The organism is Brevundimonas sp. NPDC092305 (genome assembly GCF_044755415.1).
Taxonomy (GTDB): Bacteria; Pseudomonadota; Alphaproteobacteria; order Caulobacterales; family Caulobacteraceae; genus Brevundimonas.
The window spans coordinates 669,500-694,382 of record NZ_JBIVQY010000001.1; the positions used below are offsets into that span (position 1 = coordinate 669,500).

At 67.0% G+C, this 24,883-nt stretch carries 26 protein-coding genes and 3 tRNA genes; 24 read left to right on the plus strand and 5 right to left on the minus strand.

Features of this window, described 5'->3' with window-relative positions; genetic code table 11:
* Nucleotides 1-76 precede the first annotated feature (76 nt).
* Nucleotides 77-1,033, plus strand: a complete 957-nt coding sequence (locus ACIQC9_RS03315) for a hypothetical protein (protein ID WP_400612355.1) — start codon at nucleotides 77-79, stop codon at nucleotides 1,031-1,033.
* Here ACIQC9_RS03315 and ACIQC9_RS03320 read toward each other — a convergent pair.
* Both ACIQC9_RS03320 and ACIQC9_RS03325 read right to left on the minus strand, forming a co-directional pair.
* A complete protein-coding gene (locus ACIQC9_RS03320; RefSeq protein ID WP_400612357.1) occupies nucleotides 1,030-3,021 on the minus strand; it encodes an acetyl/propionyl/methylcrotonyl-CoA carboxylase subunit alpha in 1,992 nt (663 codons plus the stop codon). The genes ACIQC9_RS03315 and ACIQC9_RS03320 overlap by 4 nt on opposite strands.
* Before the next feature lie 42 nt (nucleotides 3,022-3,063).
* Complete coding sequence (locus ACIQC9_RS03325; protein WP_400612359.1) at nucleotides 3,064-3,942, minus strand: enoyl-CoA hydratase-related protein; 879 nt, start codon at nucleotides 3,940-3,942, stop codon at nucleotides 3,064-3,066.
* 197 nt (nucleotides 3,943-4,139) lie between these two features.
* Between ACIQC9_RS03325 and ACIQC9_RS03330 the strand changes: the two genes are divergently transcribed.
* The gene (locus ACIQC9_RS03330) at nucleotides 4,140-4,379 is read left to right on the plus strand and encodes a hypothetical protein (protein WP_400612362.1); all 240 of its coding nucleotides are present in this window, start codon (nucleotides 4,140-4,142) and stop codon (nucleotides 4,377-4,379) included.
* Nucleotides 4,380-4,394: 15 nt separating this feature from the next.
* Here the strand turns inward: ACIQC9_RS03330 and ACIQC9_RS03335 are convergent, their stop codons facing one another.
* Nucleotides 4,395-6,002, minus strand: a complete 1,608-nt coding sequence (locus tag ACIQC9_RS03335; RefSeq protein WP_400612365.1) for a carboxyl transferase domain-containing protein — start codon at nucleotides 6,000-6,002, stop codon at nucleotides 4,395-4,397.
* Nucleotides 6,003-6,111: 109 nt separating this feature from the next.
* Here ACIQC9_RS03335 and ACIQC9_RS03340 point away from each other — a divergent pair, with 109 nt between their 5' ends.
* Entirely contained in the window at nucleotides 6,112-7,446 is a 1,335-nt protein-coding gene (locus ACIQC9_RS03340) for an MATE family efflux transporter (RefSeq protein WP_400612368.1), read from the plus strand.
* A gap of 58 nt (nucleotides 7,447-7,504) precedes the next feature.
* The gene (metG, locus tag ACIQC9_RS03345) at nucleotides 7,505-9,217 is read left to right on the plus strand and encodes a methionine--tRNA ligase (RefSeq protein ID WP_400612370.1); all 1,713 of its coding nucleotides are present in this window, start codon (nucleotides 7,505-7,507) and stop codon (nucleotides 9,215-9,217) included.
* 3 nt (nucleotides 9,218-9,220) lie between these two features.
* On the opposite strand, the gene ACIQC9_RS03350 is transcribed toward metG, so the two are convergent.
* Together ACIQC9_RS03350 and rlmB are read right to left on the minus strand one after the other, a co-directional pair.
* Nucleotides 9,221-10,066, minus strand: a complete 846-nt coding sequence (locus ACIQC9_RS03350) for a TerC family protein (protein ID WP_400612372.1) — start codon at nucleotides 10,064-10,066, stop codon at nucleotides 9,221-9,223.
* Between the two features lie 51 nt (nucleotides 10,067-10,117).
* Nucleotides 10,118-11,035: a 23S rRNA (guanosine(2251)-2'-O)-methyltransferase RlmB gene (gene rlmB, locus ACIQC9_RS03355; RefSeq protein ID WP_400612374.1), complete on the minus strand. Its 918-nt coding sequence runs from the start codon at nucleotides 11,033-11,035 to the stop codon at nucleotides 10,118-10,120.
* A 148-nt stretch (nucleotides 11,036-11,183) separates the two neighbouring features.
* Between rlmB and ACIQC9_RS03360 the strand changes: the two genes are divergently transcribed.
* From ACIQC9_RS03360 to ACIQC9_RS03455, 20 genes are all read left to right on the plus strand, one after another.
* Nucleotides 11,184-11,267: transfer RNA gene (locus ACIQC9_RS03360), tRNA-Tyr, on the plus strand.
* 74 nt (nucleotides 11,268-11,341) lie between these two features.
* Nucleotides 11,342-11,415, plus strand: a tRNA-Gly gene (locus tag ACIQC9_RS03365).
* 52 nt (nucleotides 11,416-11,467) lie between these two features.
* Nucleotides 11,468-12,658 (plus strand): elongation factor Tu, encoded by a 1,191-nt coding sequence (tuf, locus tag ACIQC9_RS03370; RefSeq protein ID WP_400612376.1) that lies wholly within the window; start codon nucleotides 11,468-11,470, stop codon nucleotides 12,656-12,658.
* Nucleotides 12,659-12,808: 150 nt separating this feature from the next.
* Nucleotides 12,809-13,591: a ZIP family metal transporter gene (locus ACIQC9_RS03375; protein WP_400612378.1), complete on the plus strand. Its 783-nt coding sequence runs from the start codon at nucleotides 12,809-12,811 to the stop codon at nucleotides 13,589-13,591.
* 101 nt (nucleotides 13,592-13,692) lie between these two features.
* A complete protein-coding gene (locus ACIQC9_RS03380; protein WP_400612380.1) occupies nucleotides 13,693-13,821 on the plus strand; it encodes a hypothetical protein in 129 nt (42 codons plus the stop codon).
* Nucleotides 13,822-13,925: 104 nt separating this feature from the next.
* Nucleotides 13,926-15,260, plus strand: a complete 1,335-nt coding sequence (locus ACIQC9_RS03385) for a hemolysin family protein (RefSeq protein WP_400612382.1) — start codon at nucleotides 13,926-13,928, stop codon at nucleotides 15,258-15,260.
* A 100-nt stretch (nucleotides 15,261-15,360) separates the two neighbouring features.
* A tRNA-Trp gene (locus tag ACIQC9_RS03390) sits at nucleotides 15,361-15,436 on the plus strand.
* 73 nt (nucleotides 15,437-15,509) lie between these two features.
* Nucleotides 15,510-15,794: a preprotein translocase subunit SecE gene (gene secE, locus ACIQC9_RS03395; protein ID WP_400612383.1), complete on the plus strand. Its 285-nt coding sequence runs from the start codon at nucleotides 15,510-15,512 to the stop codon at nucleotides 15,792-15,794.
* A 12-nt stretch (nucleotides 15,795-15,806) separates the two neighbouring features.
* Nucleotides 15,807-16,379: a transcription termination/antitermination protein NusG gene (nusG, locus tag ACIQC9_RS03400; protein ID WP_400612385.1), complete on the plus strand. Its 573-nt coding sequence runs from the start codon at nucleotides 15,807-15,809 to the stop codon at nucleotides 16,377-16,379.
* A gap of 196 nt (nucleotides 16,380-16,575) precedes the next feature.
* The gene (gene rplK, locus ACIQC9_RS03405) at nucleotides 16,576-17,007 is read left to right on the plus strand and encodes a 50S ribosomal protein L11 (RefSeq protein WP_400612388.1); all 432 of its coding nucleotides are present in this window, start codon (nucleotides 16,576-16,578) and stop codon (nucleotides 17,005-17,007) included.
* A gap of 2 nt (nucleotides 17,008-17,009) precedes the next feature.
* A complete protein-coding gene (gene rplA / locus ACIQC9_RS03410) occupies nucleotides 17,010-17,699 on the plus strand; it encodes a 50S ribosomal protein L1 (protein ID WP_400612390.1) in 690 nt (229 codons plus the stop codon).
* 148 nt (nucleotides 17,700-17,847) lie between these two features.
* The gene (locus ACIQC9_RS03415; protein WP_400612392.1) at nucleotides 17,848-18,399 is read left to right on the plus strand and encodes a DUF2059 domain-containing protein; all 552 of its coding nucleotides are present in this window, start codon (nucleotides 17,848-17,850) and stop codon (nucleotides 18,397-18,399) included.
* Nucleotides 18,400-18,549: 150 nt separating this feature from the next.
* A complete protein-coding gene (locus ACIQC9_RS03420) occupies nucleotides 18,550-20,361 on the plus strand; it encodes a M3 family oligoendopeptidase (protein WP_400612394.1) in 1,812 nt (603 codons plus the stop codon).
* A 58-nt stretch (nucleotides 20,362-20,419) separates the two neighbouring features.
* Nucleotides 20,420-20,665: an aa3-type cytochrome c oxidase subunit IV gene (locus ACIQC9_RS03425; protein WP_400612396.1), complete on the plus strand. Its 246-nt coding sequence runs from the start codon at nucleotides 20,420-20,422 to the stop codon at nucleotides 20,663-20,665.
* Nucleotides 20,666-20,784: 119 nt separating this feature from the next.
* Nucleotides 20,785-21,918, plus strand: a complete 1,134-nt coding sequence (locus tag ACIQC9_RS03430) for a Re/Si-specific NAD(P)(+) transhydrogenase subunit alpha (protein WP_400612398.1) — start codon at nucleotides 20,785-20,787, stop codon at nucleotides 21,916-21,918.
* A 232-nt stretch (nucleotides 21,919-22,150) separates the two neighbouring features.
* Complete coding sequence (locus ACIQC9_RS03435; RefSeq protein WP_400612400.1) at nucleotides 22,151-22,468, plus strand: NAD(P) transhydrogenase subunit alpha; 318 nt, start codon at nucleotides 22,151-22,153, stop codon at nucleotides 22,466-22,468.
* A complete protein-coding gene (locus tag ACIQC9_RS03440) occupies nucleotides 22,465-22,761 on the plus strand; it encodes a hypothetical protein (RefSeq protein ID WP_400612403.1) in 297 nt (98 codons plus the stop codon). Before ACIQC9_RS03435 ends, ACIQC9_RS03440 begins: the two co-directional genes overlap by 4 nt.
* Complete coding sequence (locus ACIQC9_RS03445; protein ID WP_400612405.1) at nucleotides 22,758-23,048, plus strand: hypothetical protein; 291 nt, start codon at nucleotides 22,758-22,760, stop codon at nucleotides 23,046-23,048. The genes ACIQC9_RS03440 and ACIQC9_RS03445 overlap by 4 nt, the downstream gene beginning before the upstream one ends.
* A complete protein-coding gene (locus tag ACIQC9_RS03450) occupies nucleotides 23,045-23,440 on the plus strand; it encodes a hypothetical protein (RefSeq protein ID WP_400612407.1) in 396 nt (131 codons plus the stop codon). Before ACIQC9_RS03445 ends, ACIQC9_RS03450 begins: the two co-directional genes overlap by 4 nt.
* Before the next feature lie 19 nt (nucleotides 23,441-23,459).
* Nucleotides 23,460-24,878 carry an NAD(P)(+) transhydrogenase (Re/Si-specific) subunit beta gene (locus ACIQC9_RS03455; RefSeq protein WP_400612410.1) on the plus strand — a complete coding sequence of 473 codons (1,419 nt, stop codon included), beginning with the start codon at nucleotides 23,460-23,462 and terminating at the stop codon, nucleotides 24,876-24,878.
* The last annotated feature ends 5 nt before the right edge of the window (nucleotides 24,879-24,883 follow it).

Sequence of the window (24,883 nt, forward strand, 5' to 3'; positions counted from 1 at the left end):
TCGCAATGAATTTGTTCATGTCCAGATGACCTTGCAGGCCGACGGCCAAGCTTGCTGTTGAGCCGGGGTCGATCTCATGGACATGTCTCGTCGTACGTTTGGTCTCGCTGCCGCGGCGCTGACCCTTCCCGCTCCCGTGTGGGCAGCGACGCCGGGCAAGACGACGCTTGAGTTCATGAGCAGCCCGTTGGGCGACTATCTGCACGTCCTGTTGGTGCGTGCCGACAAACCGGCGCTTCCGGTTTTCAGGCCGGATGGCTTTCCAGCGGCTCCCGAGCCAGGCATTCTGGCGTCTATCCCGGAGCGCGTCGCACGTCAGCAGTTGACGGCTTACGATGACGTCGAGCCCCTCATCCGCGCACATGTCAGCCGTGGACTGGAAGCAGGCGAGGCCGCGTCGGCCATGGCGGAGCTCGCGCCTTCGTTTGAGTACCTCAGGCTTGGGAAACCGTTCTACGAAGCCTTCGAGGCTTACTGGCGCGAAAATGTGCAGGCGTTGTCCCAGGCCCAGATCAGCGAGTGGCGCCTCCAGAACGAGCAGCATGGGCTTCTTGATAGACTGGCCACCCTGCATCGACTGCCCGGGTTGAAGGTCGATGCGCTGCCTGTGGTCGCCATGCCATTCCACGCGTCGGGGAGCGGCACCGTCGACCCTCCCGGTGTGTACTCCAGCCTGTCGCGCCGTCCGAACCTCGGCTGGTTTCTCGGTCATGAGGCGACCCATCTAATCTGGAGCGGCGCGACGGGAACCGAGTGGGAAGCCCATCCACTGGCGTCTCGGGCTCGCGCGCTCGCGGAGCCACGCTCTATCGATCTGGAAGAGATCGCGTGCCTTCTCATGCAGGTCGCGCTGCCGCAGTCGTGCGGCATGATCCCTGCGGACTACCGGATCTCGGCGGCATTCCCCGATGGGGGGATGAAGCGGTTGCTGGGATCTCTGGAAGAAAATCTGACGATCTATCAAACAGACGCCGTCCGCTGGCCGACGCTGATCGACTATGTGCTCGAGACCAGTCTGACGGCGCTGGCCTAGACCGCCTCCACCTTCGCCAGCACGGCGTCTGCGCCGACCTGATCGCCGACCGCGAAGGCGATTTCGCCGACGACGCCGTCGAAGGGGGCGGTGAGGGCGTGTTCCATCTTCATGGCTTCGAGAACGATGACAGGCTGGCCCTTCGTGACCGTGTCGCCGGCCTTGGCGGGCGTGGCGACGATCTTGCCGGGCATGGGTGCGCGCAGCGAGCCGTCGGAGGCGGGGCCGGATGAGCCGCCGGTCGCGCCGCGCGGCTTCCAGCTGACCAAGACGGTCTCGCCGTCCGCGAACAGCAGTTGGTCGTCGTTTTCGCCATAGGCCCAGGCGAAGGGCCGGCCGTCGACAGTGATGACATCGGGGCCGACATCGACGATGGCGGCGCTGTCGCCTTCGCCGATGCGCCAGCCGCCGCTGGCGAGGTGGGCGTTGACGACGCCTGTGACGGACCGGCCGTTGACGAAGGCGCGCTGCTGCGCGTGGTCGGGGCCGTTCAGGCGGAAGCCGTAGCCGGCGCCCGGCGCGCCCTGCCACGGTGAGCGATGGTCGCCCGAGCGTGGATGGTTGCGGTCGTAGAGGACGTCTTCCGCGGCCAGGCCGAGGGCGGCGATATCGACGATCGGGTCGGCGGCCGGCAGCAATGTCGCCTCTTCCGCTGCGATGAAGGCCGTGTCGACGTCGCCCTCGACGAAGCGTGGATGGTCGAGGCAGCGAGCGAGGAAGGCGGCGTTGGTGCGGACGGGCCAGACCTCGACCGAGCGACAGGCCTCGGCCAGATGGCCGGCGGCAGCTTCGCGCGTGTCTTCATGAACGATCAGCTTGGCGATCATCGGATCGTAGAACTGGCTGACCTCGCCGCCCTGTTCGACGCCGGTGTCGACGCGAATGTCCTCAGGCAGTTCGAAATGGGTCAGCGGGCCGATGGAGGGCAGGAAGCCGTTCGCGGGATCCTCTGCATAGAGGCGGGCCTCCATGGCCCAGCCGTTCATCGGGATGTCGGCCTGCTTCAGCGGCATCGGCTCGCCGGCGGCGACGCGGAATTGCCACTCGACCAGATCGACGCCGGTGATGCTTTCGGTCACCGGATGTTCGACCTGAAGGCGGGTGTTCATTTCCATGAACCAGATGCGGTCGGCCTTCAGGCCATCGGACGCGTCGGCGATGAACTCGATGGTGCCGGCGCCCTGATAATCGACAGCGCGGGCGGCGCGGACGGCGGCTGAGGTGACGGCCTTGCGCGTGGCGGCGTCCATGCCGGGGGCGGGGGCTTCCTCGATGACCTTCTGGTGGCGGCGCTGCAGGGAGCAGTCCCGCTCATGGAGGTGGACGACCTCGCCGTGGCTGTCGCCGAAAACCTGCACCTCGATATGGCGCGGGCGGGTGATGTAGCTCTCGATCAGGACGCGCGGGTCGCCAAAGGAGGACTGGCCCTCGCGCTGGGCCGAGGCGAGGCCGGACGCGAAGTCCTCGGCGCGCTCGACCAGCTTCATCCCCTTGCCGCCGCCGCCGGCGACGGCCTTGATCAGGACGGGGTAGCCGATGCGGGCGGCCTCGGCGGTCAGGGTTTCGACCGACTGGTCCTCGCCCTGATAGCCCGGGGTGACAGGCACGCCGGCCTCGATCATCAGCTTTTTCGCTGCGTCTTTCAGGCCCATGGCGCGGATGGCGGCGGGAGGCGGGCCGATCCAGACGAGACCGGCGGCCATGACGGCCTCGGCGAAGTCGGCGTTCTCGGACAGGAAGCCATAGCCGGGGTGGATTGCCTCGGCGCCAGTCTGTTTCGCGGCGGCGAGGACCTTGTCTGCGACGAGGTAGGACTCGCGGGCCGGCGCCGGGCCGATCAGGACAGCGTCATCGGCCTCGCGCACATGCAGGGCCTCGGCGTCGGCCTCGGAATAGACGGCGATCGTGCGGATGCCCATCCGCTTGGCGGTGCGGAAAATGCGACAGGCGATCTCGCCACGGTTGGCGACCAGAACGGATTTGAACATGAGGGGTGCATAGCCCGTCTCCCGCACAGGGAGAAGGGAGGGCTATACCGCCCAGGTCGGCTTCCGTTTGGCAAGGAAGGCGCGGACACCCTCCTGACCCTCGTCCGAGACGCGGGCGCGGGCGATGCGGCGGGCGGTGTCGTCCATCAGGCCGCCGTCGATCTTGTGGCCCGAGACGTGGTGGACAAGGCGCTTGGCGTCGCCGATAGCGCCGGGGGCGCAGGCTTTCATCGAGGTTGCGAACTGACTGATGAAGCCGTCTATGCCAGCGGCGTCGTCGAGCACGTGGCCGATCAGGCCGAAGGACAGGGCGGCGTCGGCGTCGAACAGGTCAGCGGTCATGAACAGGGCGCGGGCGGTGCGGGCGCCGACGGCCTCGACCACATAGGGGGCGATGGTTGCGGGGATCAGGCCCAGCTTGACCTCGGAGAAGGCGAACTTCGCGCCCTTTACAGCCGCCGCCATGTCGCAGGCGGCGACGATGCCGGCCCCGCCGCCCATGGCCGCGCCCTCGACGAGGGCGACGGTCAGGGCCGGGACGTCGTGCAGGGCCTTCAGCATCCGCGCCAGACCCATGGCGTCGTCGCGGTTGTCGCTCTCGGACCACTCGGCGGCGTCGCGCATCCATTCCAGATCGGCCCCGGCGCAGAAGGTCCCGCCCGCGCCGCGGATGAAGACGACCCGGACGTGGTCGGCGCCGTGCAGGGTCTCGAACGCCTCATGCAGGGCGTTGATCATTACGGCGTTGAAGGCGTTGCGCTTGTCCGGGCGGTTCAGGGTCACGAAGGCCACGCCATCGGGGGTCGAGGCGATGTGGACCAGACCCTCGCCCAACTCGATCGTCGGCTCGATCTGCAGCGGGTGGGAGATCGAGTTGTCGACCACGGCGGCGTCGGTTTCGTCTGGCGTCGGCTGGGTCATGGCGGGCTCCTGTGGTTAGTCACCGTTCTAACGCGCGGGACGGCGAACGGAAGCGTCGGTGTTCGCGCCTCGTCCAGCTTGACATTAAGCCGCAGCAGTCCTTTGAATGTGCGCCAGTTTCGTAAGCTTATCCACAGGGGGGTGTTGTGGGTGCGTATCGGGGTGGGTCGAGTAAGGTAACGGCCGCGAAGGTCAGGATGGCGGAGGAGATCCGCCTTCATCTCTCACAATACGGCGGCGCGGCGCATCGCGATCTGGTGCTGGACCGGATCGTGTCCACCCGCCGCGCCAAGGGCAAGGACGCTGAGAAGGCGCGCCGACTGGCGCTGTCGGCGTTTGAGCTGCATCTGGAGCCCGCGCCCGAAAGCGGAGCGTGCAAGCTGTTCGCCCTGCCGCTGGGACCTGACTCGCGCCGGTGGGCGCTGGAGCGGGCGTAAGCCCCTCAGTCCGATCTACATACGGAAGACGCCGAAGTCCGTTTCCGGGATGGGGGCGTTCAGCGAGGCGCTTATCGCCAGACCCAGCACGTCGCGGGTCTGGACCGGATCGATGACGCCGTCGTCCCACAGGCGGGCGGTGGCGTACCAGGGACTGCCTTCGTCCTCATACTTCTGACGGATCGGGGCCTTGAAGGCCTCGGCTTCTTCCGGCGTCCAGGTGTCGGCGTCGCGGTGGACCGTTGCCAGCACGCTGGCGGCCTGTTCGCCGCCCATGACGCTGATCCGGCTGTTGGGCCAGGTGAACAGGAAACGGGGCGAATAGGCGCGGCCGCACATGCCGTAGTTGCCCGCGCCGAAGCTGCCGCCGATCAGGATGGTGAACTTGGGCACATTGGCGCTGGCGACCGCGGTGACCAGCTTGGCGCCGTTCTTGGCGATGCCCTCGGCCTCGTACTTCCCGCCGACCATGAAGCCCGAGATGTTCTGCAGGAAGACCAGCGGGATCTTCCGCTTGCAGGCCAGCTGGATGAAATGGGCGCCCTTCAGGGCGCTTTCGGAGAACAGCACGCCGTTGTTGGCGAGGATGGCGACCGGATAGCCCCAGATGCGGGCGAAGCCGCACACAAGCGTCGTTCCGTACAGCGCCTTGAACTCGTCGAACTCGGAGCCGTCGACGGTGCGGGCGATGACCTCGCGCACGTCGTAGGGGGCGCGGACGTCGTCGGGGATGATGCCGTACAGCTCTTCGGCCGGCAGGGCGGGAGCGCGGGGCTCACGCACGTCCAGCTGGACGTCCTTGACCGTGTTCAGGCTGGCGACGATGTCGCGGACGATCTCCAGCGCGTGCTCGTCGTTCTCGGCGAAGTAGTCGACGACGCCGGACTTCCTGCCGTGGGTCTCGGCGCCGCCCAGCTCCTCGGCCGAGATGACCTCGCCGGTGGCGGCCTTCACCAGCGGCGGGCCGGCGAGGAAGATGGTGCCCTGATTGCGGACGATGACCGTCTCGTCCGACATGGCCGGGACATAGGCCCCGCCGGCGGTGCATGAGCCCATGACGCAGGCGATCTGTGGGATGGCTTTCGCCGACATCCGCGCCTGATTGAAGAAGATGCGGCCGAAATGGTCACGGTCGGGGAAGACCTCGGCCTGATGCGGCAGGTTCGCGCCGCCGGAATCGACCAGATAGACGCAAGGCAGGTTGTTCTGCTCGGCGATCTCCTGCGCCCGCAGGTGCTTCTTCACCGTCAGCGGGAAGTAGGCGCCGCCCTTCACCGTCGGATCGTTGGCGACGATCATGACCTCGCGGCCCGAGACCCGGCCCACGCCACAGATCATGCCTGCGCCGGGGGCTCCGTCGGGGTCTTTCGCATCGCCGTACATGCCGTTGGCGGCCAGCTGGCCGACCTCAAGGAAGGGCGAGCCGGGATCCAGCAGGCGTTCGACGCGATCGCGGGGCAGCAGCTTGCCGCGGGACATGTGACGCTCGCGGCTGGCGTCAGACCCGCCGCGCGCGGCCTTGGCCACCCGGGCGTGGAGCTCGTCGCGGAGCGCGCGGTTGTGGGCGTCCAGCGCCCTGAAGGCGGCGCCTGAGGTGTCGATGGCGGAAGTCAGCTTGGGCATGGGGTCGGTTTAGGGCGGTTCCGGCGATGGGGGAAGCGGGTCTCCTTATGGGTTGGCGGAGGAAACTCGGGTTGACCTTCCACCTTCGCCGTGGCCTGTCCGCCGTCCCATGTTGAGCCTGACCACCCGCGCCACCCTCAAGGACCTGCTGCACCTCGCGTGGCCGGTGGTGCTGGCGCGCATCGGCATCATGACCATGGGCCTGACCGACGTGATCGTGGTCGGCAATTATTCCGAGCTGGAGCTGGCCTTCAGCGCGCTGGCGCTGGCGCCGACGGCGATCATCGTGACGACGGCCGTCGGGTTGATGATGGGCGTGCAGGTGATGACCGCGCGTCTCCTGGGCGAGGGGCGGCGTGACGAGGTCGGGGCCGTCCTGCGCCGGGGCGTCGTCTATTCGCTGCAGATCGGGATCGTCTCGATGCTGGGTCTGATCCTGATCGGGCCATGGGCGCTGAAGAACATGGGACTGGCTGAGGGGCTGGGCGAGGGCGCCTCGCCGGTGCTGGTGGTCTTCGCCCTGTCGATGCCGGGCTATCTGGTCAGTGTGGCGGCGCAGTTCTTCCTCGAGGCCATGCACCGGCCGCGGGCCGGCATGTGGGCCATGTGGGTGGCGAACGGGATCAATCTGGCGCTCAACCTGCTGCTGGTGCCGGACATTCTGGGCCTGGGCATGGACGGCGCGGTGGCGTCGGCGTGGGCGACGGTGTTCGCGCGGACGTCGCTGGCGGTGTTCCTGATCATCTACATCGTCCGCCTGCCCGAGGCGCGGGCGCTGGGCGTGTTCCGGCGGCCGGCCCGCAACCCGGCGGACGAGCGTGAGCAGCGCAAGGTCGGCTATGGCGCCGGGTCGAGCTATTTCATCGAAGTCGGCGCGTTCGCCGCCATGACCTTCATCGCCGGACAGCTGGGCGCCATCGAGACGTCCGCGTGGACCATCGTGCTGAACGTATCGGCCATCGTCTTCATGGTTCCGATGGGGCTGGCGTCGGCGACTGCGGTGCTGGTCGGGCGGGCCTACGGGGCGCAGGACGGGCGCGGCGTGCTGAGGGCCGGGCTGGTCGGGATCGGGGTGGTCGTATCGCTGACGACGATCGTGGCGCTGGTGCTGTGGCCGACCGCGCCGCTGGTGGCGAGCGCCTATAACCGCGATCCGGCGCTGCTGGCAGTGGTCATTCCTGCGCTGGTGCTGGCGACCCTGTTCTTCGTGGCGGACGGCATTCAGGTGGTGTCGGCGTCAGCGAACCGCGCGGCGGGAGACGTCTGGTGGCCGACGATCATGCATTTCGGCGCCTACACCCTGGTCATGATGCCGCTGGGCTGGTGGCTGGCGCACGAGATCGGCGTGGACGGACTGGTCTGGGCGGTGATCATCGCCAGCCTGGTGTCGTCGGTCCTGCTGACCGGGCGGTTCATCCGGGTGGCGAGGCGTTTGCCGGCCTGAGGTGACGCCAGCGATCCGGCCCTCTATATCCGTCCGCTCCCCAAGTTTCCGGATTCCCATGGCCCGCATCCTCATCACCTCGGCGCTGCCCTACATCAACGGCATCAAGCACCTTGGGAATCTGGCGGGCTCGATGCTGCCGGCCGACGTCTATGCGCGGTTCAAACGGGCGCAGGGCCATGACGTGCTCTACATCTGCGCCACCGACGAACACGGCACCCCGGCCGAGCTGGCCGCCGCCGCCGCCGGGCAGGACGTGCGCACCTATTGCGACGAGCAGCACGAGATCCAGAAGACGGCCGGCCAGTCGTTTGGCCTGAGCTACGACTGGTTCGGCCGGTCCTCGAACGAGCCGAACCGGCGACTGACGCAGCATTTCGCCAAGGTGCTGGAAGAGCGCGGCCTGATCGAGGAGCGGGTCGACCGGATGATCTATTCCGTCGACGACGCCCGCTTCCTGCCGGACCGCTATGTCGAGGGCACATGCCCGCACTGCGGCCACGTCGGCGCGCGAGGCGACCAGTGCGACAACTGCGGGCGGCTGCTGGATCCGACCGACTTGATCGACCCGTATTCGTCCGTGTCGGGGTCGAAGAACCTCGAGGTTCGCGACACCCGTCACCTCTATCTGCTGCAGACGAAGCTGGAGCAGCCGATCCGCGACTGGATCGGGACCAGAACCGACTGGCAGACGCTGGCGAAATCCATCGCCTACAAACATCTCGACGAAGGCCTGATCGACCGGGGCATCACCCGCGACCTGAAGTGGGGCGTGCCGGTGGTGGCGCCCGACGGCGGCCCGCGACCCGGCATGGAGGGCAAGGTCTTCTACGTCTGGTTCGACGCCCCCATCGAATACATCGGCGCGACCGAGGAGTGGGCCGACGCGACCGGCCGGACGTGGCGCGACTGGTGGCGGACCGACGAGGGCGCGGACGACGTGCGCTATGTCCAGTTCATGGGCAAGGACAACGTCGCCTTCCACACCGTCAGCTTCCCGGCGACCATTCTCGGCTCGGGCGAGCCATGGAAAATGGTCGACACCCTGAAGGCCTTCAACTGGCTGAACTGGTATGGCGGCAAGTTCTCGACCAGCCAGAAGCGCGGCGTCTTCATGGATCAGGCGTTGGAGCTGCTGCCGGCCGACTACTGGCGCTGGCACCTGACGGCCTACGGTCCCGAGCATTCGGACGCGGCCTTCACCTGGGAGCAGTTCCAGTCGACGACGAACAAGGATCTGGCCGACGTGCTGGGCAATTTCGTAAACCGTATCGTCAAGTTCGCCGAGTCAAAGTTCGACGGCGTCGTGCCCGACGGCGGCGAGGCGGGACCGCTGGAGCAGAAGCTGGAGGCCGACCTGCGCGCCGGCATCGCCGAAGCGACGGAGCAGTTTGAGGCCATGGAGTTCCGCAAGGCGGCGCAGGCGCTACGGGCCGTCTGGGTGCTCGGCAACGAGTATCTGCAGGAAGCCGCGCCTTGGACCGCGTTCAAGACGGACGTGGATCGCGCGGCGGTCGGCGTCCGGACCGGCCTCAATCTTGTGGCCCTGTTCGGGCGTCTGGCCGCACCTGTCATGCCCTTCTCGGCCTCGCGCATAGCCGCCTCGGTCGGCGCAAGTGATCTGAGCTGGCCGTCGGCTGACGCTCTCCTTCTGGACACACTGCCGCGGGGGCGCAGCGTGGCGGCCGGCGGCGTTCTGTTCGCCAAGATCGAGGACGCACAGGTCGCCGAGTGGTCAGAGCGGTTCGGCGGGTCGACCGCCGCCGGCTGATCGTCAGCCGGCCGGTTCGGCCTTGGGCCGCACGGTGACCGGAGGAGGCGACGAAGACGGCGCGCCCGTCGCCGGGGCTGTGGTGTCCTCGCTGCGGACGCCCTTCCAGAACTTGGCCTCTTCCTCTGGCGTGATGTCCAGCATGGCGGGGGCGGCGCTGTTGAACGCTTCGGTGTTGCCCGTGCGGACCACGACCGAGCGGTAGCCGTCCCAGATCATGTGCAGGGCGACGTAGAGGACGATGACCAGACCGACGTAGCCGATCCAGCGAAAGCGGTTCAGCATCTTGGCGATGAAGGTGGCGGCCAGCCCCATCAGGGCGATGGACAGCACCAGACCGAAGACCATGATCCACGGATGCTCGTGCGCCGCACCGGCGACGGCGAGGACGTTGTCCAGCGACATGGTGACGTCGGCGATCATGATCTGCAGCAGGGCGGCGCCGAAGCTCTTGCGCTTCAGGCCCAGTTCCTCGGGCGTCGGACCGCGGCCGTGCTCGATCTGCATGGCGAGCTCAAGCTCCGCCTGCGCCTCGGCCTGATCGTGGGTGGCCTGCTCCCGCAGCTCGCGCCACATCTTCCAGCATACCCACAGCAGCAGCACGCCCCCGGCCAGCAGCAGGCCCACGATGGCCAGCAACTGGACCGTGATCAGGGCGAAGCCGATACGCAGGATGACCGCGGCGGCCAGACCGACCAGGATCGCCTTCTTGCGCTGTTCGGGCGCGAGGGCGGCGGCGGCCAGACCGACGGCCACGGCGTTGTCGCCGGCCAGCACCAGATCGATCATCAACACCTGACCCAGTGCGGTCAGTTGCGAGGCCAGTTCGGGGGAGCTCAGGAATTCCATGGTCGCGCTCTAGGGCAGGGCGGGGCGTTTCGGCAAGCGATCAGCGGGCTTTCAGGTTCCGCCCTGCTTGCGGGACGCCTCATACAGGGCGATGGCGGCGGCGTTTGAGACGTTCAGGCTCTCGAAGCCGCCAGGCATGGGGATGCGGGCCATGGCGTCGCAATGCTCGGCCACCAGCCGACGCACGCCGTCGCCTTCAGAGCCCATGACCAGCACGGTCGGCTGACCGTCCAGAGCCTGCTCCAGCGTCTCGGTCGCCTCTCCGTCCAGACCGACGGCGCGCCAGCCGAGGTCGGACAGCTTTTCCAGCGCCCGGCTGAGGTTGGTCACCCGCGCGCACGGCAGTCGCTCAGTCGCGCCGGCCGATGCCTTGGCCAGCGCCCCCGCGAGCGCAGGCGAGTGCCGGTCCTGCACCACGATGCCCTTTGCGCCGAAGGCGAGGGCCGAGCGGAAGATGGCGCCGACGTTCTGAGGATCGGTAAGCTGATCCAGCATGACGATGACGCCGGATGCGGGCTCGGCGATATCTTCCAGCGCCACGCCCTCCAGCGGCTGAACCTTGAAGGCGAGGCCCTGGTGCACCGCGCCGGCCGGCAGCATGCGGGCCAGCGCCACGCCGTCGATGATCTCGACCTTGTGGCCGTGGGGAGCCAGTCGGTCCCGCTCGATCTCGGCCGCCCGATCCTCGGTGGCCAGCAGCCGTCCCATGCCCTTGCGCGCGGGGTTGGCCAGCGCGGCCAGCACCGGATGCCGGCCCCAGACGAAGTTGTCGGCGTCCGTCCTCGTGTTGCGCGCGGCGCGGGGGGCGGAATCACTGAAGCCCCGCGTCGGGGGATTCGGGTTCCAGCCGCCGCTTTTCGGCGTGCCCTTGTCTGCGGAGCGCGGGGCGTCCGAACGCCCGCCGGGCCTGCCTCCGGCTGTCGGTTTTTTGCCCGATTTCCGGTCGTTGCGTTCTGGATTTCTCGACACTATAAGACGCCCTCCGATTTGGAGCCCCAAGGGCTTTCGGGTCTGGCGCCCCTCCTATCGCAGGCGACGCAAGACTCCGAAGCTTTTGTCGCGCCGGTCGCCGAAAGGTGGTCGACGCGGTGGTCCGACGGTTCGAAAACAGCGCGTTGGGGGAATGTCCCGAGCGGCAAAGGGGGGGGACTGTAAATCCCCTGCGTAAGCTTCGCAGGTTCGAGTCCTGCTTCCCCCACCACGCGCTTTCGAAACGACGGTCCGGACACCATATCGGGTCGGCGGTCGAGGCTTTCGGGCCAAGGCCGTCTCCGTGCGGGTATAGTACAATGGTAGTACAGCAGCCTTCCAAGCTGAATATGTCGGTTCGATTCCGTCTACCCGCTCCAGGTTTTTGATAGCACCCAGCGCCCCTCAACCCGGGCCATCAGGAGTTTGGCCATGGCCAAGGAAAAGTTCGAACGCACCAAGCCGCACTGCAACATCGGCACGATTGGTCACGTTGACCACGGCAAGACGACGCTGACGGCGGCGATCACGATGACGCTGGCGAAGGCTGGCGGCGCCAAGGCGATGAACTACGCCGACATCGACGCTGCGCCGGAAGAGAAGGCGCGGGGCATCACGATCAACACGGCGCACGTGGAATATGAGACGGCCAACCGTCACTACGCCCACGTCGATTGCCCGGGCCACGCCGACTATGTGAAGAACATGATCACGGGCGCCGCGCAGATGGACGGCGCGATCCTGGTGGTGTCGGCCGCTGACGGCCCGATGCCGCAGACCCGCGAGCACATCCTGCTGGCCCGTCAGGTCGGCGTGCCGGCTCTGGTGGTGTTCATGAACAAGGTCGATCTGGTCGACGACGAGGAGCTGCTCGAGCTCGTCGAGATGGAAGTGCGCGAGCTGCTTTCGTCCTACCAGTTCCCGGGCGACGACATTCCGATCACCAAGGGCTCGGCCAAGGCCGCGACCGACGGCGTGAACCCGGAGATCGGCGAACAGCGCGTGCTGGAGCTGATGCAGACGGTCGACGACTACATCCCGCAGCCGGAGCGTCCGGTGGACCTGCCGTTCCTGATGCCGGTGGAAGACGTGTTCTCGATCTCGGGCCGCGGCACCGTGGTCACGGGCCGCGTCGAGAAGGGCATCGTCAAGGTCGGTGAGGAAGTCGAGATCGTCGGCATCCGTCCGGTCCAGAAGACGACCTGCACGGGCGTGGAAATGTTCCGCAAGCTGCTGGACCAGGGTCAGGCGGGCGACAACGTGGGCGTGCTGCTGCGCGGCACCAAGCGTGAAGACGTCGAGCGCGGTCAGGTTCTCTGCAAGCCGGGCTCCATCACCCCGCACACCAAGTTCGTGGCCGAGGCCTACATCCTGACCAAGGAAGAGGGCGGCCGTCACACGCCGTTCTTCACCAACTACCGTCCGCAGTTCTACTTCCGTACGACGGACGTGACCGGCATCGTGCACCTGAAGGAAGGTGTCGAGATGATCATGCCCGGCGACAACGCCGAGCTGAACGTCGAGCTGATCACCCCGATCGCCATGGACCAGGGCCTGCGCTTCGCCATCCGCGAAGGCGGCCGCACCGTCGGCGCCGGCGTCGTGGCCAAGATCACCGAGTAATCGGACGATCCGACTGATCGACTACAGAGCGGCCCCCGGAGCGATCCGGGGGCCGCTTTTGTTTGTCGCCCGACGCTACGATCAGCGCCGCGCAATCCTGTTGCCGTGCTCGTGCATTAGGCTAGAGCGTGAAGGGCAGGGGAGCGCTGGATGTTCGAGAGTTTGTCGCCGGTATGGGCCGGGGCTCTGGGCAGCCTGATCGCGGGGCTGATGACCGCGCTGGGCGGGCTGGCCGTGCTGGCTGTACGCAAGCCGAGCGAGCGGTTGCAGGCGATCCTGCTGGGGTTCGCCGCCGGGGTGATGCTGGCCGCTTCGTTCTTTTCCCTGATCATTCCGGGCGTCGACATTCTGGAGGGCGACGGGGTCGGTCCGGCCGGGGCGGCGGGGACGATGTGCGCGGCCGTGCTGATCGGGGCGACGGTGATCGGCCTGCTGAACAGGTTTGCGCCCGTGGGTCATCTGGCCTTGGGGCCGGCGGGGTCGCCGGCGCTGGCGCGGCGGATCTGGCTGTTCGTCATCGCCATCACCCTGCACAACTTTCCGGAAGGCATGGCTGTGGGCGTCAGCTTCGGCGGTGGAGACACAGCCCAGGGCGTGTCGACCATGCTGGGCATCGGCATCCAGAACGTTCCCGAGGGGCTGGCCGTGGCCGCCGCGGTCGGGGCGCTGGGATACGGGCGGCTGGAATCCTTCGTCGCGGCGCTGGCGTCCGGACTGGTGGAGCCGGTGGGCGGCCTGCTGGGCGCGACAGTCGTCGCCGGCGTTCCCGGGTTGCTGCCCTGGGGACTCGGTCTGGCGGCCGGGGCCATGATCTACGTTGTGGCCGCCGAGATCATTCCGGAGACCCGCCGGGAAGGCCATGGCGAAGGCTCGATGATCGGTTTGATGATCGGACTGGTGGGAATGATGTTCCTCGACATCGCGTTGGGCTGATACCATCGCCTGTCGCTCGCCCCTGAGGGGAAAGGGGGTTGCGGGGAACCGCAACGCAGCGCTTACGTTCACCGACGTCGTTAAGATTTCGGTAACCATTCATGCTCCGCGCGGTTCGTATCGGCCTGTTCATCGGCACCCTGATCGGCATGAGCGCCTGCGCGACCGCGCCACAGGGCGGGACGGCCTCGGGCCCCTATGTCGCCGGAGACGCGGGGCCACGCCGCTGAACGAGCGGCGCGAGTTCAAGGAAAACGTGGCGGCGGCTCGAAAATGCCCCTATGGTCAGCGAGCGGACGCCGGCTGTCGCGCCGCGCCGGTCCTCTCCCCCTAGATGTTAGCCATCGCCATCGTCGTCGTTCTGCTCCTCGTGGTGCTCAACGGCCTGTTCGCCATGACCGAACTCGCGGTCGTGTCCTCGCGCAAATCCAAGCTGCAAAGCCGGGCTGAACGGGGAGATCGAGGCGCACGGGCGGCGCTGAAGCTGGCGGAAGAGCCGACGCATTTCCTCTCGGCTGTCCAGGTGGGAATCACCCTGATCGGCATTCTGGCGGGCGCCTACGGTCAGGCGGCCATCGGCGGCGAGCTGAACCGGATGATCGCGAACGGCATTCCGGCGCTGGCAGAATGGTCGTCGGCGATTTCGACCGGCCTCGTCGTCGTGCTGATCACCTATGTGTCGGTCATCGTGGGCGAACTGGTGCCCAAGCGGCTGGCGCTGATCTTCCCGGAACCGATCGCGGCCAAGATGGCGGCGCCGATCTCGATGCTGGCGGTCGTGCTGAAGCCGTTCGTCGTGCTGCTGACCGCCTCGACCTCGGGCATCCTCAAGATCATGGGCGTCAAGGATCGCGACGGCTCCGACGTCACGCAGGAAGAGGTCGAGACCATGATCGCCGAGGGCACCTCGGCCGGTCTGATCGAGCCGGAAGAGCAGGAGATGATCGAGGAGATCCTGACCCTCGGCGACCGGCCGATCCGCGTGGCCATGACGCCGCGCCACGAGGTCTACTGGGTCGCGCTGGACGACACCGAGGCGCAACTGCGCGAGGAAGTCCGCACCTGTCCCTATTCGCGCATCGTCGTGGCGCGTGAGAACGACGTCGATAACCCGCTGGGCGTGGTCCACAAGAAGGACCTGCTGGACAGCCTGCTGGACAATGGCGAGTTCAATATCGAGAAACACGTCCAGACGCCGGCCTTCATCCCCCAGTCGACATCGGTGCTGAAGGCGCTGGAAATCCTGAAGGCGTCGAAGGTGCACATGGCCTTCCTCGTCGACGAGTTCGGCGCGTTCGAGGGCGTGGTGACCGCGACCGACCTGCTGGAAATGATCGCGGGCGACTTCGACGAGGGCCATGACGAGGCCGAGGCCTATATCCGTCAGCGCGAGGACGGCAGCTGGCTGGTCGACGGCCAGACGGATCTTGAGGAACTGGCGGACGAACTGGGCGAGCATTTCGGCGAGGCCGAAGGCTTCCACACCGTGGCGGGTCTGGTGCTGCACCAGCTGTCGCGCGTGCCGGACGAGGGCGAGGTCCTCCAGCTGGGTCGTTTCGAGGTCGAGGTCATCGATATGGATGACCGGCGCATCGACAAGCTGCTGTTCAAGCAGGTGGTCAACAAGGAAGACGAGGCCGAGGCGGTCGCCGCCCACCTCGATCAGTAGGCCTCATATCCCTTGAAAACGTCGCCGGTGTCGGGCATAGCCCCGCGTCTGGCGAAAACACGCGCTGTCGGCCTGTCCGGGGTGTGTTGCGTTTTGCTCCAGGAGTTTAGCTCAGCTGGTAGAGCACCGGTCTCCAAAACCGGGGGTCGTGGGTTCGAGTCCCCCAACTCCTGCCATTCTTCCCCTGTCGCCGCCGGATGGGTCTTCCTATCTGGGGGCGGCAGGTTTGTTTGACTGAAGAGAGCTTCGATGGCCAAGGCCAAGACCCGCCGCCCCACCACCGCCCAGCCGGCGCCCGTGCTGGCCGGCGCCGCCGTGGCGACGGACGCCGCGCCGAAGAAGCGCACTTCGATCCCGCAGTTCATCAGCCAGGTTCGCGCTGAAGGCCGCAAGATCGTGTGGCCGTCGCGCAAGGAGACCTGGATCACCTCGGTGATGGTCTTCATCATGGTGCTCATCGCCACGGTGTTCTTCTTCGTGGTCGACTTCGGTCTGGCGCGCCTGTCCACCTGGCTTCTGGCGCTGGGCTCCTAACGAGATTTCATGATGACCGACGTCGACAAGCCCGTCTCTAACCCGCGCCACAAGTGGTACATCGTTCACGCCTACTCGAACTTCGAAAAGAAGGTCGCCGAGCAGCTGCGTGACCAGGCCGCGCGTCTGGGACTGGCCGAGAACTTCTCCGAGATTCTGGTCCCCACCGAGGACGTCGTCGAGATCCGTCGCGGCCGCAAGGTGAACTCGGAACGCAAATTCTTCCCCGGCTATGTGCTGGTGAAGATGGAGATGACCGACGACGCCTATCACCTGGTCAAGAACACCCCGAAGGTGACGGGCTTCCTCGGCGCCGCGGGCGGCACCAAGCCGCTGCCGGTCTCGGAGCGTGAGGTCCAGAACATCATCGGTGCCGTGGAAGAGGGCGTCGAACGTCCGAAGCCCACGATCCGCTTCGACATCGGCGAGACCGTCAAGGTCATCGACGGTCCGTTCGCCAGCTTCGACGGTCAGGTCGAGAGCGTCGACGAGGACAACGCCCGCCTGCGCGTCGCCGTATCCATCTTCGGCCGACCGACCCCGGTGGATCTGGAATACAATCAGGTCGAGAAGGTCGCTGCGTAGGCCCGGTCCCATCGCGATTTCAGCAGCGGCGGCCTCCGGGCCGCCGTTTGCTTTTCAGGGGCTGCTCTGATAAACGCGCGCCTCGCTCTGAACAGGGCGGTGCGGGCTCGCTCGCATAAATCCGTGGGAGGCAGCCATGCCCGACCACGGCTCACCGGTCCGGATTAAGTTCCGGGCTACCGAACAGGAGAGACCAATGGCCAAGAAGATTCTCGGCTACATCAAGCTGCAGGTGCCCGCGGGCTCCGCGACGCCTTCGCCCCCGATCGGGCCGGCGCTCGGCCAGCGCGGCGTCAACATCATGGGCTTCTGCAAGGAGTTCAACGCACGCACCGAGAAGGAAGCCAAGGGCACCCCGCTTCCGACCGTGATCACCGTGTATCAGGACAAGAGCTTCACCTTCCTGACCAAGACGCCGCCGGCGACCTGGTACCTGAAGCAGGCCACCGGCCTGAAGTCGGGCTCGAAGCTGACCGGCCGCGAAAGCGCCGGCAAGATCACGCGCACCCAGCTGCGCGAGATCGCCGAGAAGAAGATGAAGGATCTGAACGCCAACGACATCGAGGCCGCGGCCAAGATCATTGAAGGCTCGGCCCGCGCGATGGGCCTGAAAGTGGTGGAGGCCTGATCATGGCGAAGCAAGCCAAGCGCATTCAGGCCTGGTCGGGCGACCGCGAAACGCCGATGGCGTTCGCTGACGCGATCAAGGCCGTCAAGGACAACGCCAAGGCCAAGTTCGACGAGTCGATCGAGATCGCCGTCAACCTGGGCGTCGATCCCCGTCACGCTGACCAGCAGGTCCGCGGCGTGGTCAACCTGCCGTCGGGCACGGGCCGTGACGTTCGCGTCGCCGTCTTCGCCAAGGACGCCAAGGCTGACGAAGCCCGCGCGGCCGGCGCCGAATACGTCGGCGCCGAGGATCTGTACGAACAGATCAACGGCGGTCTGATGGACTTCGATCGCGTCATCGCCTCGCCGGACATGATGGCCCTCGTCGGTCGTCTGGGTAAGGTGCTGGGCCCGCGCGGCCTGATGCCGAACCCGAAGGTCGGCACCGTGACGCCGAACGTCGCGCAAGCGGTCAAGGACGCCAAGGGCGGCGCCGTCGAGTTCCGCGTCGAGAAGGCGGGCATCGTCCACGCCGGCATCGGCAAGGCCTCGTTCGCGCAGGACGCCCTGGAAGCCAACGTCAAGGCGATCGTGGACGCCCTCGTCCGCGCCAAGCCGTCGGGCGCCAAGGGCACCTATGTGAAGCGCATCAGCCTGTCGTCGACGATGGGCCCGGGCTTCAAGATCGACCCGGCCTCGCTGGGCGCCTGATAGCCTCAAGTCGCGAGGCGCCGCGCGCCGAGCATAGGCTACGAGAATGAAGAGGCGGCGGCTTTCCGGTCGCCGCCTTTTTCATATCACCTGCTGCGGTTGCACCCGCGGCCGGGTCGAGCGAGGATGGCCTTGAGGGGGCCCTCCAATGCGATTTCTGACGACGATACTGACCTGCGCCGTGCTGGCCACGAGCGCGCATGCGAGCGAGCCGAAGCGCGCGCCGGGGACAGAGGCGGGCGCGCCGTCCGCGCGCCAGATGGCGCTGAGCCGCCGCTATGTCGAATTGATGCAGAGCGATCAGCTGGAACAGACGGTCCGGCTGATGATCGGCCAGCAGACGGGCGACATGACCGACGGGCTGGAGAGCGAAGACCGCGAGTTCATGGTTGAGCTGACCACCGAACTGACCACCGAAATGATGCCGCAGATGCTGGAACAGCTGGTGCCCGTCTATGCGCGGACGTTCACCGAGCCGGAGCTGCAGGCGCTGGTCGCCTTCTATGATTCGGAGACCGGCCGCTCGATCATCGACAAGACCTACACCAGCATGCCCGAGGCCAATCAGGCCATGATGTCGGTGCTGCCGCAACTGATGGAGAAGATGGCGGCCCGCATCTGCGCCCGTTACGGCTGCGAACCGGGCGAGGCGGAGGCGATTATGGGTGGCGCGTCGGCGGCGCCGGTGTGCACCAAATAACTCGGGCGACCGGGGGCTGAGCGGTTCGGCACGGGCGCTCTCTGCGCCGGGTCATGTCAACCTCCATCAGGCCATATGGAAGGCCACAAACGCGGCGTCTGGCGGGGCCGGCCGTTGCATCGACCGGTCCGCATCCCCACAACGGGGAGCATGAACGCCCCCTTCAAGCCGACCGACCCGCTCGACGCCCCCCTGTGGGATCTCTCCGACCTCTACGCTTCACGCGAGGACCCGCGCATCGCGGCGGATCTGGAGCGGACAAGGGCGCTGGTGGAGGCGTTGGGCGCCCTGCAGACGCAGCTGGTCGCAGCGCGGGCCGAGCCCGAGGTACTGGGCGAGCGACTGGCGCGGGCGGCGGAGCTGTATGAGCAATCCGCCGACGTGCTCGGCGGACTGGGCGCCTATGCGTTTCTGGCGGCTTCGACCAACCGTAGCGACGCTGCGGCGCAGGGGTTCGAAGCGACGATCCGGGAGAAGGCGGCCGTGCTGGCGACGCCGACGGTCTGGCTGACGTTGGAGATCAACCAGCTGGAGGACGCCGAGATCGAAGCGGCGGCCGAGGCCCATCCGGCGGCAGCGAAGTGGACGCCGTGGTTCCGGCGCGTGCGTGCGATGAAGCCGCATGAGCTGTCGCAGGAGCTGGAGACCTTCCTGTCCGAACGTATGCCGATCAGCGCCCAGTGGCCGCGTCTGTTCGACGAAACGCTGGCGGCGATGGCGGTGAAGTCGGGCAAGGAAGACCTGACCCTGTCCGAGGCGTTAAACCGCCTTTCCGACCCTAGGCCGGCGCGGCGCAAGAGCGCGGCGGAGGGTCTGAGCGAGGCTCTGGCCGCACGGGCGTCGACCATGGCGCTGGTGCTGAACACGGTTGCCGCGGACAAGGCGCTTGAGGATCGCTGGCGCGGCTTCAAGCGGCCGGCCGACAGCCGCCATCTGGCCAATGAGGTGGACGGCGATGCCGTCGACGCCATGGCCGAGGCGGTGGCGGAGGCCTATCCGCGTCTGTCGCATCGCTATTATGCGCTGAAGGCGCAGGCGATGGGTTTGCCGAAGCTGAACCAGTGGGATCGGAACGCCCCGCTGGAGCTGGGCGCGCCGCGTGCGTTCGACTGGTCGCAAGGCCGGGAAATCGTATTGGAGAGCTTCGCCGATCTGGGCGGCGAATTCGCCGAACGGGCCGGCGGCTTCTTCGAAAAGCCGTGGATCGACGGGCGGGCGCGTCCCGGGAAGCAGTCGGGCGCCTATGCGCATCCGGTCACGTCGAATCGCCACCCCTATGTCTTTCTGAACTGGATGGGCGAGCGCCGCGATGTGCTGACGCTGGCGCACGAACTGGGCCACGGCGTGCACCAGACGCTGGCGGCGGGGCAGGGCAGTCTGCTGGCCGATACGCCGCTGACGCTGGCGGAGACCGCGTCGATCTTCGCCGAGGGGCTTACTTTCGACCGGCTGCTGAAAACCGCGCCGAAGAGCGAGCAGCGAGGCCTGCTGGCCGGGCGTATCGAGGACGGGCTGAACACCGTCGTGCGCCAGATCGCCTTCCACCGGTTCGAGACGCGCTTCCACGACGAGCGGGCAAACGGCGAGGTGCCGGTCGAGCGGATCGGCGAGCTGTGGCTGGAGGAAATGGGCGGCTCGCTCGGGCCGGCGGTGACACTGAACGCCGGCTATGAGCACTGGTGGAGCTACGTCAGCCACTTCGTGCACGCACCCTTTTATGTCTACGCCTACGCCTTCGGGGATCTGCTGGTGGCGGCGCTGATGGAGACCCGGGCCAAGGATCCGGCAGGGTTCACGCCCCTGTACCGCGAGCTTCTGGCCGGGGGCGGATCGAAGGGCTACGTCGAGGCTCTGGCCCCGTTCGGGCTGAACCCGCGCGATCCCGCGTTCTGGACCATCGGAACGAAGCGGCTGGAGCGACTGATTGACCAGTTCGAGGATCAGGTGAAGGCGGGCGCTTGAGCCTGAGGCGCTTGCCGCTATAAGAGCCCCAATCGCTTCGAGATTCCGGACACCCGCCATGGCCTCCGCCCCGCACGACCACTCCGACTATGTTCGCGGCTCGCAAGAGATCGGCGAGCAGGAAGCCACTTATTCGGCCTTCATGGGCATGTCGAAGTGGGGCTCGCTGGCCATCGCGGCCCTGCTCGCCTTCCTGACGATCTGGTTCATGCCGGGCGGCAGCTTCTTCGGCGGCGCCTTCGTGGCGATCGTACTGGTCGTCGCGGGCGTCTTCTTCCTGCGCAAGCCGAAGTCCTCGCACTAGGACGCGTCGGGTCGAGAAGGCGGAGCCTTCTGACCGCGGCCCGCGGAATGACGGCGCTTTGACGCGCCGCCCCTGAACAGCCTAACGTTCCTGCGTCGAGAGAAGACGGGAGGATTCGCTTGGCTGTTTCGATCGCCGTGACCCGCGAACGCCGAGAAGGCGAGACGCGCTGCGCTGTTACTCCGGAGACGGTCAGGAAGCTGATCGCGCTGGGCGCGACGGTGACGGTCGAGACGGGGACGGGGACGGGTTCCTCGATCCCTGATGCAGACTACGCCGAGGCCGGCGCGACGATCGCCAAGGACACGCAGGCGGCCCTTTCGGGTGCGGATGTCGTGTTGAAGGTGCGCGGGCCGACTGCGCAGGAGATCAGCGCGCTGAAGTCCGGCGCCGTGGTGGCGGCCATGCTGGACGCCTACCGCGAGAAGGACACCGTCGAGGCGCTGAAGGGCGCCGGCGCGACCGCTTTCGCCATGGAGTTCGTGCCGCGCATCACGCGCGCGCAGGTGATGGACGTCCTGTCCTCGCAAGCTAACCTCGCCGGCTACCGCGCGGTGATCGAGGCGGCCTACGCCTACGGCAAGGGCTTTCCCATGATGATGACGGCGGCCGGCACGGTCGCCGCGGCCAAGGTCTTCGTCATGGGCGCGGGTGTCGCGGGTCTGCAGGCCATCGCCACAGCGCGCAGACTGGGCGCGGTGGTGACCGCCACCGACGTGCGTCCGGCCTCCAAGGAACAGGTCGAGTCGCTCGGCGCCAAGTTCGTCGCCGTCGAGGACGAGGAGTTCAAGGCCGCCGAGACCGCCGCCGGCTACGCCAAGCCGATGTCGGAGGAATATCAGGCCAAACAGGCCGAGCTGACCGCCTCGCATATCGTCAAGCAGGACATCGTCATTACCACCGCCCTGATCCCGGGCCGCCCCGCGCCGCGACTGGTGACGGCGGCGCACGTGGCTTCGATGAAGCCGGGCTCGGTGCTGGTGGACCTGGCCATCGACAACGGCGGCAACGTCGAGGGCGCCAAGCTGGGCGAGGTCGTGACGACGGCGAACGGCGTACAGATCGTCGGATGGTCCAACCTGCCGGGCCGGATCGCGGCCGACGCTTCGGCCCTCTACGCGCGCAACCTCGTCGCGTTCGTGGGGCTGATGGTCAAGGACGGGGCGCTGGCGGTCGATCTGGAGGACGAAATCCTCAAGGCGTCGGTGGTCACCCACGGCGGGGGCGTCGTGCATGAAGGGGTCAAGGGATGACATCGCGAACAGATGTAATCCTTCACGCACTTGGGTGGGTGCTGATCGTCGGCTCTTTGGTCCTCGGCCTCTGGTCTGCCGCCGACTTTCTGACCGGGCAGCACGAGATTCTAGGAGACCCGGTCTTTGTGATGCGCACCTTGTTCACATGGCTGATCGGGATGGCGACGCCCATCGGTGTCGGAGTTACGCTTCTGACTTTGGCTGACATGAAACGCTCCAGGAACTCGTAATGGAACACGTCGATCCCACCGTCTTCCGGCTGGCCATCTTCGTGCTGGCGATCTTCGTCGGCTATTACGTCGTCTGGTCGGTGACGCCGGCGCTGCATACGCCGCTCATGGCGGTGACCAACGCCATTTCATCGGTGATTATCGTCGGCGGTCTCATCGCCTCGGCCGCGCTGGCGGGCGATGGAGCCAGCGGCTGGGTCGCCAAGGGAGCGGGCGTCGCGGCGGTGACGCTGGCCAGCGTCAACATCTTCGGCGGCTTCATGGTCACGCGACGCATGCTGGCGATGTACCGCAAGAAAGAGCGGCCCAAGGCATGACGCAGGCGCTGCTCTTTACGGCCCTGATCCCGCTGGCGCTGCTCGGCGTGCTGGCGCTGGTGGTCGCGAGCGGCAGGATTTCCCCTAAGGTGCGCGCGGGGATTGAGCGCGTCATGGCGATCCTGCTGTACGGCACGCTCATGCGAACGATGGGCGTGCGGGCGGGCGATTACGCCAAGGATGCGGACTGGTTCATGGTCGCTGTGCTGGTCGCCGCCGCCGGGTGTTTCGGCGTCAACGCAGTTCTGGCCCTTCGCCGAGGCCGCCTGTTTCAGAGCAGGGCCGCGTCGTGACCCCGAACGTGCAGCAGTTCATCGATGTGGCGTCATGGGTCGCGACCGGGATCGGCATAGCGCTGTGGCTGTGGAGCTGGTTCGGCGAGAAGAACCCGATCCAGCGTATGCGCTTCAGCGACTGCGGCGTTGTGCTGGTGTTCTCGGCTGTCCTGCTGCGCATCGTGGCGCAGGACCGGCCGATGGGCGTGTTCGACTGGGCCATGGCCTTCCTCGGGCCGTTGTTCATCGCGGCCGGCCTGTGGCGGCTGGCGCGGACCACCTGTCCCAAGGAGCCGCAGGCGTGAGCCGCCGGGCGGGCATCGTCGGCGTCGGCCTGATCGTCGCGCTGACCGCGGCTTCGACCGCGGGCGCCCAGACGCATGTGGGCAAGAACGTCGAGGGCGGCATGCACTGGGCAGTCTCTGCGCCGCAGGGGGCGAGCTGGCTGCTGACCTGCCGGTTTCCGCCGGTGACCTATTGGGAAAGCGCCTACGACCAGCACCACTGGATCAACAAGCTGGAGCGACCCGGCGAGGGGTCGGACCGGGGGCGGCTGCCCCTCAATGTCGGCCATTGTCATGTGACCAAGACCGGCGGGCGCGGGCCCGTCGGCATCGCCATCGTCCGCGAACCGCGCGAGATACGCGCGGAGGGTACAGCGGCGACGGGGCGCCGGATCGGCGTGGGCTTCCTGTGATGACTTTCGGGGGAATGGAATGAACGCTTCGCTGGCCGCACTGGCCTATCTGGTCGCCGGGGTCCTGTTCATCCTGTCGCTGCGCGGGCTGTCGAGCCCCGAGACAAGCCGGCAGGGCAACACTTTCGGCATGATCGGCATGGCGTTGGCCGTCGGCGTGACGCTGCTGACGCTGTGGTCAAGCGGCGTGCTGGATACGCTGACAGCCGGGCTTATTCTGGCCGGCGTCGTCGTGGGCGGCGGGCTGGGCGCGCTGATCGCGGGGCGGGTTCAGATGACCCAGATGCCCCAGCTGGTCGCGGCTTTCCACAGTCTGGTCGGCATGGCCGCCTGTCTGGTCGCGATCGGCGCGGTCTATGCGCCCGAAGGCTTCGGCATCGCGGCGGCGGGCGGGGGCATCAAGACCCTGTCGATCATCGAACTGAGCCTTGGCGTCGCCATCGGCGCGATCACCTTCACCGGCTCGGTCATCGCCTTCGCCAAGCTGAACGGCAACATGAGCGGCGCGCCGATCATCCTGCCGGCGCGGCACCTGATCAACATCGGTCTGGCGCTGGGTCTGGTGCTGCTGATCGGCGTGATGATCGGCTCGGGCGGCACGGCGACCTGGGCGTTCTGGGGCGTGTTCATCATCGCCCTGATCCTTGGCGCGACCCTGATTATCCCGATCGGCGGGGCGGACATGCCGGTCGTGGTGTCCATGCTGAACAGCTATTCCGGCTGGGCGGCGGCGGCGCTGGGTTTCACGCTGGAGAACATAGCCCTGATCATCACCGGCGCGTTGGTCGGCAGCTCGGGGGCGATCCTGAGCTACATCATGTGCAAGGGCATGAACCGCAGCTTCATCAGCGTCATCCTCGGCGGCTTCGGCGGCGGGGACGCCGCGGCCGCTGGCGGCGGTCATGTCGAAACCCGGCCGGTGAAGCAGGGCTCCGCTGACGACGCGGCCTTCATCATGAAGAACGCCTCGAAGGTCATCATCGTGCCCGGCTACGGCATGGCGGTGGCGCAGGCCCAGCATGCGCTGCGCGAGATGGCCGACAAGCTGAAGGAAGAGGGGGTCGATGTGAAATACGCCATCCACCCCGTCGCCGGGCGGATGCCGGGCCATATGAACGTACTGCTGGCCGAGGCCAACGTCCCCTATGATGAGGTCTTCGAGCTGGAGGACATCAACTCCGAGTTCGGAAGCTGCGATGTGGCCTTCGTCATCGGCGCCAACGACGTGACCAATCCGGCGGCCAAGACCGATCCGACCAGCGCCATCTACGGCATGCCGATCCTCGACGTGGAGAAGGCGGGCACCGTGCTGTTCATCAAGCGGGGCATGGCGGCGGGCTATGCGGGCGTGGAGAACGAGCTGTTCTTCCGCGACAACACCATGATGCTGTTCGCCGACGCCAAGAAGATGGTCGAGGGGATCGTCAAGGCGCTCTAGGGCCG

What these genes read in the sequence shown, in the direction of transcription:
- secE (WP_400612383.1), top strand. Translation starts at nt 15,510, where the DNA reads ATGGCCAAGGCCAAGACCCGCCGCCCCACCACCGCCCAGCCGGCGCCC.
- ACIQC9_RS03385 (WP_400612382.1), top strand. Translation starts at nt 13,926, where the DNA reads ATGTTAGCCATCGCCATCGTCGTCGTTCTGCTCCTCGTGGTGCTCAAC.
- ACIQC9_RS03325 (WP_400612359.1), bottom strand. Translation starts at nt 3,942, where the DNA reads ATGACCCAGCCGACGCCAGACGAAACCGACGCCGCCGTGGTCGACAAC.
- ACIQC9_RS03380 (WP_400612380.1), top strand. Translation starts at nt 13,693, where the DNA reads ATGCTCCGCGCGGTTCGTATCGGCCTGTTCATCGGCACCCTGATCGGC.
- ACIQC9_RS03335 (WP_400612365.1), bottom strand. Translation starts at nt 6,002, where the DNA reads ATGCCCAAGCTGACTTCCGCCATCGACACCTCAGGCGCCGCCTTCAGG.
- ACIQC9_RS03440 (WP_400612403.1), top strand. Translation starts at nt 22,465, where the DNA reads ATGACGCAGGCGCTGCTCTTTACGGCCCTGATCCCGCTGGCGCTGCTC.
- ACIQC9_RS03435 (WP_400612400.1), top strand. Translation starts at nt 22,151, where the DNA reads ATGGAACACGTCGATCCCACCGTCTTCCGGCTGGCCATCTTCGTGCTG.
- ACIQC9_RS03315 (WP_400612355.1), top strand. Translation starts at nt 77, where the DNA reads ATGGACATGTCTCGTCGTACGTTTGGTCTCGCTGCCGCGGCGCTGACC.
- nusG (WP_400612385.1), top strand. Translation starts at nt 15,807, where the DNA reads ATGACCGACGTCGACAAGCCCGTCTCTAACCCGCGCCACAAGTGGTAC.
- ACIQC9_RS03425 (WP_400612396.1), top strand. Translation starts at nt 20,420, where the DNA reads ATGGCCTCCGCCCCGCACGACCACTCCGACTATGTTCGCGGCTCGCAA.
- ACIQC9_RS03415 (WP_400612392.1), top strand. Translation starts at nt 17,848, where the DNA reads ATGCGATTTCTGACGACGATACTGACCTGCGCCGTGCTGGCCACGAGC.
- ACIQC9_RS03420 (WP_400612394.1), top strand. Translation starts at nt 18,550, where the DNA reads ATGAACGCCCCCTTCAAGCCGACCGACCCGCTCGACGCCCCCCTGTGG.
- rplA (WP_400612390.1), top strand. Translation starts at nt 17,010, where the DNA reads ATGGCGAAGCAAGCCAAGCGCATTCAGGCCTGGTCGGGCGACCGCGAA.
- rplK (WP_400612388.1), top strand. Translation starts at nt 16,576, where the DNA reads ATGGCCAAGAAGATTCTCGGCTACATCAAGCTGCAGGTGCCCGCGGGC.
- tuf (WP_400612376.1), top strand. Translation starts at nt 11,468, where the DNA reads ATGGCCAAGGAAAAGTTCGAACGCACCAAGCCGCACTGCAACATCGGC.
- ACIQC9_RS03350 (WP_400612372.1), bottom strand. Translation starts at nt 10,066, where the DNA reads ATGGAATTCCTGAGCTCCCCCGAACTGGCCTCGCAACTGACCGCACTG.
- metG (WP_400612370.1), top strand. Translation starts at nt 7,505, where the DNA reads ATGGCCCGCATCCTCATCACCTCGGCGCTGCCCTACATCAACGGCATC.
- ACIQC9_RS03320 (WP_400612357.1), bottom strand. Translation starts at nt 3,021, where the DNA reads ATGTTCAAATCCGTTCTGGTCGCCAACCGTGGCGAGATCGCCTGTCGC.
- ACIQC9_RS03455 (WP_400612410.1), top strand. Translation starts at nt 23,460, where the DNA reads ATGAACGCTTCGCTGGCCGCACTGGCCTATCTGGTCGCCGGGGTCCTG.
- ACIQC9_RS03340 (WP_400612368.1), top strand. Translation starts at nt 6,112, where the DNA reads ATGTTGAGCCTGACCACCCGCGCCACCCTCAAGGACCTGCTGCACCTC.
- ACIQC9_RS03375 (WP_400612378.1), top strand. Translation starts at nt 12,809, where the DNA reads ATGTTCGAGAGTTTGTCGCCGGTATGGGCCGGGGCTCTGGGCAGCCTG.
- ACIQC9_RS03330 (WP_400612362.1), top strand. Translation starts at nt 4,140, where the DNA reads ATGGCGGAGGAGATCCGCCTTCATCTCTCACAATACGGCGGCGCGGCG.